The sequence below is a fragment of the bacterium genome, assembly GCA_030654305.1.
Lineage (GTDB): Bacteria > Krumholzibacteriota > Krumholzibacteriia > LZORAL124-64-63 > LZORAL124-64-63 > PNOJ01.
The window spans coordinates 1-11,588 of sequence record JAURXS010000163.1 but is presented as its reverse complement, the minus strand read 5'-3'; the positions used below and the strand labels follow the sequence as shown (position 1 = coordinate 11,588).

The 11,588-nt window shown below is 71.9% G+C and carries 6 protein-coding genes; 5 read left to right on the top strand and 1 reads right to left on the bottom strand.

Annotated elements, in window-relative coordinates; genetic code table 11:
- Positions 1-2,710: carboxypeptidase regulatory-like domain-containing protein (locus tag Q7W29_04500; GenBank protein ID MDO9171076.1), on the bottom strand; the 2,710-nt coding region annotated here is incomplete at its 3' end.
- A 130-nt stretch (positions 2,711-2,840) separates the two neighbouring features.
- Between Q7W29_04500 and Q7W29_04495 the strand changes: the two genes are divergently transcribed.
- The 5 genes from Q7W29_04495 to Q7W29_04475 all read left to right on the top strand — a co-directional run.
- Positions 2,841-4,094, top strand: coding sequence for an extracellular solute-binding protein (locus Q7W29_04495; GenBank protein MDO9171075.1), 1,254 nt, complete (start codon positions 2,841-2,843; stop codon positions 4,092-4,094).
- Positions 4,091-4,990, top strand: a complete 900-nt coding sequence (locus tag Q7W29_04490) for a sugar ABC transporter permease (protein MDO9171074.1) — start codon at positions 4,091-4,093, stop codon at positions 4,988-4,990. The genes Q7W29_04495 and Q7W29_04490 overlap by 4 nt, the downstream gene beginning before the upstream one ends.
- Positions 4,990-5,832, top strand: a complete 843-nt coding sequence (locus tag Q7W29_04485) for a sugar ABC transporter permease (GenBank protein ID MDO9171073.1) — start codon at positions 4,990-4,992, stop codon at positions 5,830-5,832. The genes Q7W29_04490 and Q7W29_04485 overlap by 1 nt, the downstream gene beginning before the upstream one ends.
- A gap of 159 nt (positions 5,833-5,991) precedes the next feature.
- Positions 5,992-9,762: a hypothetical protein gene (locus Q7W29_04480; GenBank protein MDO9171072.1), complete on the top strand. Its 3,771-nt coding sequence runs from the start codon at positions 5,992-5,994 to the stop codon at positions 9,760-9,762.
- Between the two features lie 11 nt (positions 9,763-9,773).
- Positions 9,774-11,588: Ig-like domain-containing protein (locus Q7W29_04475; protein MDO9171071.1), on the top strand; the 1,815-nt coding region annotated here is incomplete at its 3' end.

Genomic DNA, 11,588 nt, shown 5'->3' with positions numbered 1-11,588 from the left:
TGGGGTTGCCGTAGGCGTCGATCAGCTGGGCGACGATCGTCGCCGGGACGGCGATGCCGGCGGTGCCCGCCGAGGCGGCGATCCGCCACGACACCGTGACGCCGGGGATCACGACCACCGGCAGCCGCCCGACGGGCCCGTCGGGACCTCCGGTGCGGACCTCCAGGACGTCGCCGTCGATGGCCACGGCCGCGTCGATCTGCAGCACGCCGGTGCCGGTGGCCGTCAGTTCGGCCACGGCGAACCCGTCGGCGTTGGTGGTCACCGTCGGGACGGTGAAGGCGCCGACGCCGGTCGAGGCCGTGGCGACCGAGAAGGTGACCGCGATGTCCGGGATGAGGCTGGCGTTCCCGGCGGAGTCGTAGAGCTGCGCCGAGACCAGCACGGCGTCCAGGCCGTCGGTGCGCAGTGTGTCCCGCTCGGCCGCGAGCACGACGACCGCCGGGCGCGGGTCGTTGAACCCCACCATGAAGCGCGCCGTCGGCGGCACGGGTCCCTGCTTGAGGGGGTCGGGCACGTCCGGCCCCACGTAGAGCCGCAGCACCTCGACGGCGTCGTCGGCGATCCAGAGCCTCACCAGGCCGTCCTGCGCGCTCGCGGTGGTGATGACGTCCTCGAAATCCTCGCTCCCCAGGAAGCGCGCGTCGCCGCTCGGCGGCGAGACGTCGTCGAGCTTGCGCGCGGTCAGGGGCAGGCCCGACAGCTTGGCGTCGAGGTCGTAGAGGTCGCGGCGCCCGTCGGCGTCGACCGCTTCGAGCAGCAGCAGGGCGTAGGAATAGAAGTCGTCGGCGGGGACCGAGACGGTGGCCGAGACGCTCACCGTCGGCAACCCCTGGTCGTCCAGCAGGCGCAGGCGGTCGGCCCGCACCGCCGCGAGCGACGTCGCGCCCGCGTCCACCGTCTGGTCCGGCGCGTCCGGCACGACCAGCTCCCGGGTCTGCGGCACGTAGCCGTCCGCCTCGGCGGTGAGCCGGTAGGTTCCGGCGGGCACGAAGAAGGGGGGCAGCTCGCCGGAGCCTTCGGCGAACGTGCCGCCGTCCGCGGGGAAGTCCAGCGTGTCGGGGACGGCGACACCTCCGGAGAGGATCAGCCGGCCCGCGTGGCCGGGCCCGTCGGCGAAGCCGATCGAGCCCGCGAGCTGCGGCAGGCGGTGCAGCGGCAGCTCGAGCCCGGAGAGGTCCTGGCCCGCGACGGCGGTGACGTCCCGCCGGACGGTCGCGTAGGTGCCGGCGGCGGCGCGTAGCGTCAGGGCCCCGAGCCGTGGCGCGTAGAACGAGAATGCGGTGGCGCCCGGCCCGATCGCGGTGGTCGTGAACACGGTGTCGCCGGCCGCGTTGCCGATCGTCACGGTGCCGGCCGCGCCGGGACCGCTGGCGAACTGGATGTCGCCGGCGATCAGGGGCGCCCGCGACAGCTGCAGCGCGAGGTCCGCGACGTCGACGCCCGCGACCACCGGGATGGTGAAGGTCCGGCGCAGGTGGTTGGCGGCGAAGGCCTCCAGCTCGTAGTCGCCGCTCTCCTGCACGTAGAACGTGAAGCGGTAGGGGAACTGGTTGGGCAGCAGCAGGGGCTGCTCCGCCAGGACCGTCCCGTCCGGGGCGCGGAACGTGAAGCCGCCGCGCGAACCGGCCAGCTCGAGCGAGAGCGTGCCGGTGATCGTGGTCGCCTTCTCCAGCGTGACGTCGGCGCCGGTCAATTCCTGCCCGGCCGCCACCGTGACGTCGATCGCGGCGGGGAAGTAGCCCGGCGCGGAGAACCGCAGCGTGTAGTCGCCGGCCGCCAGGCGGCCGAGCCGGTACTCGTGTCCGCCCGCCGGGGTGCGCACGGAGGCCAGCGGGTAGTCCAGCGACGCACCGCTCCAGTCGGTCAGCGTGGCCGTGGCGGTGACGATCGCGGTGCCCGGGTCCTGCTGCAGGGTGATGGCGCCGCTCGCGCCGGCGTCGAGGGGGTCGACCTCGCCGTCGCCGTCCTGGTCGAGGATCGAGGCGTGCATCTGCGCGATCTGGATGGGGCCGGCGACGCCCTCGAGGCGGCCGAGCCCGGGCATGAGGTCGTCGGCTCCGGAGCCGTCGGCGCCGGGGGTGACGGCCATGGCGGCGCGCAGCACCGCGCGCGCGGGCGCGCCCTCGGGGTAGACCACGCTCCAGGGGATGGCGATCTCGTTGCGGAACCAGAAGAGGCTCGCGCCGGGGAAGGTGCTGTCCACGCCGTAGGTCTGCGCGTTGCGCGTCGAGGCGGTGACCTCGGTCACCGCGCCGTCCGCGCCGGTGACGCGCCAGGCCCGCAGCGTGCCCAGGTTCGTGAACCCGGTGTGGTGCTGGGCGAGCATCAGGTCGATGTGGCGGCCCTGCGGCAGCACCAGGGCGCGGGGGAACAGGTCGAGCAGCGCGGCGTCGGCGGGTCCCGTGTTCAGGCCCGCGTCGAGGTAGACCACGACCGTGCGGTCCAGGGCCTGGTAGTTCAGACCCAGGTAGAGGTTCTCTTCGTCCCAGGTGAGCCACAGGTGCCGGACGTTGCCCGAGCGCTGGTTGCCGTCGTCGTCGAAGTCGTCGAGCACGCGGTCGGGCGACGCCCAGTCGACGCCGTCGCCGGCGATGAGTCCGTCGACGGTCGGTGCGTGGAAGGGCTCGGCCGCGGCGCCCGCGGCGCCCAGCAGGACGAGCAGCGCGGCCAGGGCCGCGCGGGTACGCAGGAGTTGGCTGGCTCGCATGGGATCGCCCCGCTCCGGTCGGTGGACGTGGTCGCGTTCCGGGAGCCGGCATTATAGGCTGCGTGGCGACCGCCGCGCCACCACATTCCGATTGCGCGGGACGGGCCCGGCGGGGTAGCCTCGCAGGACCATGAACCGCCCGCGCCCCCACCGCACCGCGCCGTTCGTCGCCTGCCTGTCGCTGCTGGCGGCCGCCGGCGGCTGTGGAAGAGTCGACCGCGCCGACCAGGTCGTGATCTGGGAGCAGATGGACCCCCGCGAGCGCACCCTGCTCGAGAAGCACATCGGCGAGTTCCGGACCGCCCACCCCGAATACGCCGCCATCCGCATCTCCCGCGCCAACTACAACACCGAGGACCTGCGCACCCAGTTCCAGACCGCGGCCATGGCCATGGGCGGCCCCAACCTGGTCTACGGCCCCTCGGACCAGGTCGGCCCCTTCGTGATCATGGACCTGATCCTGCCGCTGGACGAACTGCTGCCGCCCGAGGTGCTGGCGCGCTTCGACCCCTCCGGCCTGCCGACGCTCGAGGGGCACGTCTGGGGCCTGCCCGACCAGGTGGGCAACCACCTGACCCTGGTGGCCAACCGCGCGCACGTCGACGCGATCCCCGCCGACGCCGACGCCTGGGTCGAGCAGCTGCGCCGCCTGACCGTCGACCGCGACGGCGACGGCAAGCCCGAGGTCTACGGCGTGGTCTTCGACCGCATCGAGCCCTTCTTCCTGGTGCCGTGGCTGGGCGGCTTCGGCGGCTGGGTCATGGACGCGCAGGCGAACCCGACCCTCGATTCGCAGGGCATGATCGACGCCCTGGCCTTCCTCAAGAGCCTCGTGGACGCCGGCGTGATGCCGCGCGAGTGCGACTACCAGCTGGCCGACACGCTGTTCAAGGAGGGGCGGGCCGCCTACATCGTCAACGGTCCCTGGTCGTGGGACGGCTACCGGCAGGCCGGCGTGGACATCGAACTGGGCCTGCTGCCGCGCATCCCCGCCACCGGGCTGTGGCCCACGCCGATGACCGCGGCCAAGTGCTACTCGGTGAACCGCTACACGCACGCCAAGAGCCTGCCGGCCACCCTGGCCCTGTTGCGCTGGCTGACCTCGCCCGAGGTGCAGAAGGACCTGGCGCGCGAGCTGGCGGTGCTGCCGGGCGACATCGAGGTGCGCGCCGACCCGGAACTGGTGGCCGACCCGCTGCTGGCCGCCTCGCGCCGCCAGGTCGACCACGGGCGCATCATGCCCATCGTCAGCGAGATGCGGGCCATCTGGGACGCCATGCGCCCCGCCTACCAGGCCTGCCTCAGCGGCGAGGCGACGCCCGCGGAGGCCGCCGCCCGCATGCAGGAGCGGGCCGTGCGCCTGATCGCGGAGATGCGGGAGTGAGCGCCCGCAGCGCGGTCGCGGATCTCGAGTCCCGGGGCGGCCGCCTGGCCCTCTGGTTCCTGGCGCCCACCGCCGCGGTGCTGCTGCTGGTGGTGGCGTACCCCTTCCTCTACAACGTCGGGATGTCGTTCACGAACTGGAACATGTTCCACTTCCGCGACCCGGCGTTCAACGGGCTGACCAACTACGCGAAGCTGCTGCGCGAGCCGGAATTCCTGAGCGTGCTGCTGCGGACCTTCCTGTGGACGGGCGTCAACCTCGTCTTCCACGTGACCCTGGGCGTGGGCGCGGCCCTGCTGCTGAACCGCCGCCTGCCCGGCCGCCCGCTGTACCGCGCCCTGCTGATCCTGCCCTGGGCCATGCCGCAGTACATCTCGGCGCTGACCTGGCGCGGCATGTTCAACCTGGAGTACGGCTCGGTGAACCTGCTGCTGGGCCGGTTGGGGCTCGGGCCGGTGGCCTGGCTGGGCGGGGAGTGGACGGCCTTCGCCGCCGCCACGCTCACGAACATCTGGCTCGGCTTCCCGTTCATCATGGTCGTGGCCCTGGGCGGCCTGCAGAGCATCCCGGAGGAGCTCTACGAGGCGGCCCGCATCGACGGGGCCGGCGCCTGGCGCCGCTTCACGGCGATCACGCTGCCGATGCTCAAGCCGGTGCTGACGCCGGCGATCGTGCTGGGCACGATCTGGACCTTCAACAACCTCAACGTGATCTGGCTGGTGACCAAGCAGGGCGAACCGGGCGACAAGAGCCACATCCTGGTGACCTACGTCTACAAGGCCGCCTTCACCTACTACCGCTACGGCTACGCGGCGGCCTTCTCGGTCTTCATCTTCCTGACCCTGTTCGGGATCGTGAAGATCTACCAGCGCGCCGCGGACCGGGAGGCGTTCTGATGCGCGCGCGCCCGGCGGCCCGGCTCTGGAGCCACGTGTGGGTGCACGCGCTGGTCTGGCTGTTCGTGCTGTTCTCCATCTACCCGATCCTGCAGGTCGTCAACATCTCGCTGCGGCCCGGCGACCAGCTCTACACCACCGACCTGCGCCTGATCCCACGGGACGCCACGCTGGGCGCCTACCGCGCCATCCTGTTCGACAAGCCGTTCCCGACCTGGCTGCGCAACAGCCTGCTGGTGTCGGTGAGCACGGCGCTGATCGGCGTGTCGCTGGCCAGCCTCGCCGGCTACGCCTTCTCCCGCTCCCGCTTCCGCGGGCGCGGCGCCGCCCTGCAGGGGATCCTCGTGACCCAGATGTTCCCCGCGACGATGCTGCTGCTGCCCCTGTACATGATCATGCGCAAGGTCCAGCTGGTGGACACCCTGGTCGGGGTGGTGATCGCCTACGTGGCCACGGCGCTGCCGTTCTGCGTCTGGACCATGAAGGGCTACTACGACACGATCCCGGTCGACCTCGAGGAGGCGGCGCTGATCGACGGCGCCAGCCGCTTCCAGGCCTTCCGCCGCGTGACCCTGCCCCTGAGCGCGCCGGCGCTGGTCATCACCGGGCTGTTCTCCTTCATGACCGGCTGGAGCGAGTTCATCGTGGCGCGGGTCATGCTGCCGAGCGCCGAACTGCACACCCTGCCGCTGGGCCTCGAGTCGCTGGCCACCACCTACCAGACCGAGTGGGCCAACTACGCCGCCGGGTCGGTCCTGGTCTGCATCCCGGTGGTGGTGCTGTTCCTGGTGCTGAGCCGCTATTTGATCTCCGGTTTGACCCTGGGCGGCGTCAAAGGCTGATCCCGGCCGTCCCGGTCGATGCTACTTGCAATTCCCCAACAAGTTTTGATACAATCTTCTATGGAATCCTGCGCTCCGGATGCTCCCCGAGCGTCCCAACGCGTCTGTTTGGTCGTGATCCAAGGCGGGCGCCGCCGAGGCGGCGCCCGGGGGGATGCCATGCACCGCTCGCCCTGCGGCCGCAAGACGGCCGGTTTTCTCGTGTTCGGCACCTTGGTCGCGCTGGCGGTCAGCCCCGCCCGAGCCGCCGGTATCGAGACGGCGGGGTGGACGGTGACCGTCCTGGGCGTCGACGGCGTGGGCCGCCTGCCGGGCCTGCCCCCCTGCGCCGACGTGCTGGCGGTGACGCGGCACCGCGGCGAGGGCGCCGACCGGCTGCGCATCAGCTTCCTGAGCCTCGCGGCGAATCCGGCGGGCCTGTTCCCCGGCAGCGCCCTGGCCGCGGGCCCGGCCGAGGTGCCGTTGCGGGTGACCGTCGCGGGCGCCGCCGGGTCGCGGGTCCTGTTCGAGGATCGGCTCGGGCTCGCGGGCGACGCCTACGCGGCGGCCGGAGCCGGCAAGCGGGCGGGCGATCCCGACGCGGTCTGGCTGGACCTGCCGCCGGATCTCGCCTCGGGTCCCCTCGAGTTCACGGTCAGCACCCTGGCGGGCGAGACGGTCGTCGTCAGCGATCCGCCCGACAAGCTGTATGCCGCCAACTGCGCGCTGGTCCTGCACGGGAACCAGGGCCTCGGCTACAGCGACGTCTTCCACGGCCGCAGCGCCGACCTCGAGGGTAGCGGCTTCGACGAGGCGCTCCAGGTGCACCAGGGGACCGGCGTTCCGGGCAACTTCCACCTCTCGGGTCCGCTGCAGACCGCCGCCGAGTGGGCGCACAACAACGGCGACCCGCTGGACTTCAACGGCTGGCTCGCCGACGGCGCGGCCGCGGGCTGGGCCGGCATGCTCACCTCCGCCTACGCGCAGCACATCATGCCCTTCGTGCGCGACGAGATGAACGACTGGGCGGTCTCCGTCGAGACCGACATGGTCGCCACGCGCTACGGTTACGAGCCGCACGTCGCCTGGGTCCCCGAGCGCGTCTGGCTCAACACCTCGGGCTACCCGTCCAACGGCGTCAACGACTGGCTCGGCGACGACTTCCAACCGCACGGCGTCTGGGGCGTGATCCTGGACGACGACGTCCACCTACAGGGCCACGACAACCACCGCATCCACTTCCTGGCGGCCAACGGCCTGCGCCTGATCCCGCGCGACCGCAGCTTCACCGGCAACATCGTCGGCGGCAACGGCCAGGGCTCCCTGGACATCCTGACGGGGCTGGCGGCGTCGGGCGTGGGCGAGTACCGCATCGCGGTCGCGGGCGAGGACTGGGAGGCGATCGCCGAGATGGGCGGCTGGGCCTCGGCCACCCCGAACGCCAAGGAGACCTACGACTGGTTCGTCAACAAGTGCAGCCAGGAGAGCGCCTGGCTCGCGACCTGGAAGCTGGCCGACGCCCTGACCAACCCCAACTTCAACGGCGACAGCTTCTCGCCCGTGCCCGGCACCTACAGCGAGATCGGCGGCACCGGCGGCTACGGCGGCGGCGACAACGGCTGGTACGGGCACTGGGCCGGCTGGGTGCCCTGGGTCGCCGGCGGCGACGGCAGCGGCAACTGCGCCGGCGCGGGCGGCAGCTGCAAGAACTACGGCGCCCTGTGGAACGACGCTTACACCGCGCTGATGGCGGCCCCGGACAACCACATCTCGCAGGCCGGCTGGTACGTGATGATGACCAACCTCTACGAGACGGCCTGGCACGAGGGCATCGTGGGGCCGATCCCCGGCTGGGAGCACAACTACTCCGCGCACGTGAAGCAGGCGCTGGTCTACGCCGAGGCCTCGCGCTGGGCCGCGGGTCTCTACGCGCTGACCACGGCGGCCTACGCGGCCGACGTCGACAACGACGGGTACGACGAGGTCGTCCTGTTCAACGACCGCCTGTACGCGGTCTTCGAGGCCGCCGGCGGCCGCCTGGTCAACCTGTTCGTCAAGGGGCCGGGCGTCGGCGACACGGCCATCGGCAGCGACAACGCCTCCTGGAACGGCGAAGCGGACTACAACGATTCCAACCACGTCGGCGCCTTCAGCGACGTGAGCCCGGACCACCAGCACGAGACCTACGACCTGCAGGTCGTCCAGGGCGCCGGCCCGACCGTGACGCTGCGCGCGACGCGCGGGGAGGTGTCCAAGGAGATCACCCTGACCGAGGGCGACAGCTTCCTGGAGGCCGTCTACCGCGTGGGCGCGGGCACCCACTGGATCCGCAGCGGCTTCTCGCCCTCCCTGGTCGACCTGGTGTGGAACGCGCAGATGGACCGCGTCTGGGTCGCCGACGCCGCCTACATGGGCCAGCGCAATCCCTGGACCGGCCTGACCGCGGCCTGGGTGCTGGGCACCGCCGGCGCGTCGCACCAGGGCGAGTTCGCCGGCACGCTCATGAAGGGCGACGAGATCAAGGGCGCCGGGACCTTCGCGGTGCGGCTGTTCGCCGGCGTGACGGGCGCGCCCGGCGCCGGCGGCGAGATCGCCGAACTGCGCGCGCTGGCCGACTCGCTGACCGACGACCTCGGACCGCGGCCCGTGGCGGCCGACTTCTACCCGACCTCGCGCCGGCTGGTCGTGACCTTCGACCAGGCGGCGGCGCCGGCCACGCTGGACCCGACGGGCTTCGGCGTCGACGAGGACGCCGACGGCGCGGCCGAACTGGTCCTGGGCGCCGCGACCACGGTGGTCGAGACCCTCGCCGGCTACGCGCTCACCCTGCAACTGGACGCCGCCGACGGCGCGGCGCTGGCGGCCCTGGCGCCCGCCGACCTGCGCCTGCTCGTGGCGGCCGACGCCGTGCGCGACCCCGGCGGCGCCGGCAACACGCCCGTGACCGCGGCCGACGACGTCGCGATCGCGCTGCGCGCGCCGACGCTCGTGGCCCTCGACGGGCGCATCGAGGCGGGCGAGTGGGACGGCTACCTCTCCCTGGCCGACCCCACGGACTCCGCGTGGACCGCCAGCAACGAGATCGACGGCCTGCACGCCTGCTGGGACGACACCTACCTCTACCTGGCCATCGACGGCCGGGTCGACGGCAACTCCTGGCTGCTGTACCTGGACACCGACCCCGGCGGCCCCGCGGGCCAGACCAACCTCGCGGCGATCAATGTCTGGGAGCGCGGCGCGCTCTTCACGGCGCCGGGCTTCCGCGCCGACTTCCAGTACGGCTGCTACCAGCACCAGTCGGTCTGGGACGGCGACTCCTTCTGGCGGATCCTCTCGCCGACGACGACCGCCGACCTCACCGGCGAGATCGAGTCGGCGTTCGATTCCCAGCACCTGAACGGCGACCTCGGCGGCAGCGAGATCGCCATCCCCTGGGACACCCTGTTCGGGCTGGGCGCCGGACGGGTGCCCGCCGGCGCCACGCTCTCGGTGGTGGCGTCGCTGTGCTGGGACCCCGAGCCCGGCGGCGTGCTCGGGGGCGACTCGGCGCCCAGCAACGCGGCCGCGGCGCTGCCGACGATCGACACCGTCTGGACCTTCACCGTCGACGACGACGACGACGGCCTGCCCGACGCCTGGACGACGACCGCGGTCCCGCCCGCGCCCGCGCTGCTGGCGCTGTCGCCGCCGTACCCCAACCCCTTCAACCCCCGGACCCTGATCCGTTTCGAGTTGCCCGGCGACGAGGCCGCGCCCGTCAGCCTGGCCGTCTTCAACCTGAAGGGGGAACGCGTGGCCGTGCTGGTCGACGGACCGCTGGCCCCCGGTCCCCACGCGGTGGCGTGGCGCGGCGTCGGCGACGACGACCGTCCCCTGGCCGCCGGCACGTATGTCTGCAAGCTCGTTCACGGCGGCCGGGTCGCGACCCGGACGCTCACCCTGGTGAAATGAGGAGGATGTCCATGCGCACCACCCGAACCCCGGTCCGCGCCGCCCTGCTGGCCGTGATCGCCCTGGCCCTGCCGACGGCGCTCGCGGCCCAGGTGCCGCAGACCATCGCCATCGACGGCGTCAACGATTTCAATCCGGCTAACCTGCTGGACGCCGACGGCGGCGACACCCAGTTCACCCAGATCGACATCGGCGACTTCTACGTGACCAACGACGCCGTGAAGCTCTACGTCGGCTTCGACCACGAGAACGGCACCTTCGGCACGGTCCAGCTGGGCATCGCCATCGACGTGGGCACCCCCGCCGGCGGCACCCTCGATCCCTGGGGCCGGCAGCTCGAGTGGAGCCTCGCGGCCAACAAGCCCGACTTCATGTTCTACGTGAACCTCGACAACAACTGGCAGGGCGGCATGTACTGGAACGGCTCCGCCTGGGCCAACCTCTCGGCGCCCGGCAACGGGGCGCTCGGCTGGATCGCCGGCAACGGCTTCGCCGAGATCGGCGTGCTGCTTGCCTCGCTGGGCGTCGCGCCGGGGGCGAACATCAACGTCGAGGCCTGGGTCACCCAGGACAGCCCGACCAAGGGCCCCCTGGACGCCGCCGCCAACGACGCCAGCCAGCTCTCGACCCCGGGCTCGACGACCTGGGACACGCCCGTCGACATCCCGATGATCGACTACCTGGCCTTCACCGTCATGAACGCCGCCGACAACGACCCGCCGACCCTGTCGGGAGCGCAGCACCTGACCGCGGGCGTCGTGGACGTCACCTTCAGCGAGCCGGTCGGGCTCGCCACCTCGCAGACGCCCGGCAACTACCTGGTCACCGGGGCGACGGTCAACACGGCCACGCGCGACGCCCTCAACCAGAACGTCGTGCACCTCGCGCTGGCGGCCGACATCGGCGCCAGCGCCACGATGTACACCGTGACGGTGAGCAACGTGCAGGACGCCGCCGGCAACCCGATCGTCGCGGGCAGCACGGCCTGCTTCGCCATCAAGAACGTTGTGTTCCGCGGCCGCATGAGCCAGTTCCTGACGAGCCAGACGCCCCCCTACGGCAGTTTCACCGTCGAGGGCGGCACGCTGCCGCTGACCTGGTCGCTGTGCGACGGCATGTCCGGCGTGGACCAGGGCGGCGGCGTCTACGAGGTCGCCTCCGACTTCTGCCTGCCCGGCAACTGCGGCACCGGCGCCGCCACGGCCAACCTGGAGTGGAAGTGGGTCTACAACTGCGCGACCTACGAGCCGATCGCCGGCAACCGCAACCACGTCATGGACCTCGCCACCGGCGCCCAGGATGTCCTGGACGTGTGGTGGAACGACGCGGACCCGACCCAGTTCACCGCCCACGCCATCGACGTGCTGCTGCACGTGGACCTGAACGTCTACGGCTTCACGCCCGGCGACGTCGTGGCGGTCAACGGCTCCGACGCGCCGCTGGACTACACCGTCCCCTCGATCAACCTGCTGGCTGATGACGGCGTCGCCCCGGACGCGACGGCCGCCGACGGCATCTACTCCGTCGCCGTCACCTTCCCGGCCGGCTCGCGCAAGAACGTGACCTACAAGTTCCTGCTCAACGACGCCTACGAGTGCTTTGCGCAGGGCGACCGCGGCGTCTTCCTGAACGACGAGCTCTTCGACACCGTCGGCGGGATCCTCGGCCCCCTGGACCTGCCCGTGGTCCACTTCGACCGCTGCACCACGACCTGGCGGCCGGTCAAGGTCGTGTTTCGCGTGGACGCGAACGTCGGGCAGACCCCGGTCGGCCCCGGCGACGAGCTGTCGGTCAACGGCACCACGAGCAACGTCGCGCCGCCCAGC

What these genes read in the sequence shown, in the direction of transcription:
- Q7W29_04485 (MDO9171073.1), top strand. Translation starts at nt 4,990, where the DNA reads ATGCGCGCGCGCCCGGCGGCCCGGCTCTGGAGCCACGTGTGGGTGCAC.
- Q7W29_04480 (MDO9171072.1), top strand. Translation starts at nt 5,992, where the DNA reads ATGCACCGCTCGCCCTGCGGCCGCAAGACGGCCGGTTTTCTCGTGTTC.
- Q7W29_04495 (MDO9171075.1), top strand. Translation starts at nt 2,841, where the DNA reads ATGAACCGCCCGCGCCCCCACCGCACCGCGCCGTTCGTCGCCTGCCTG.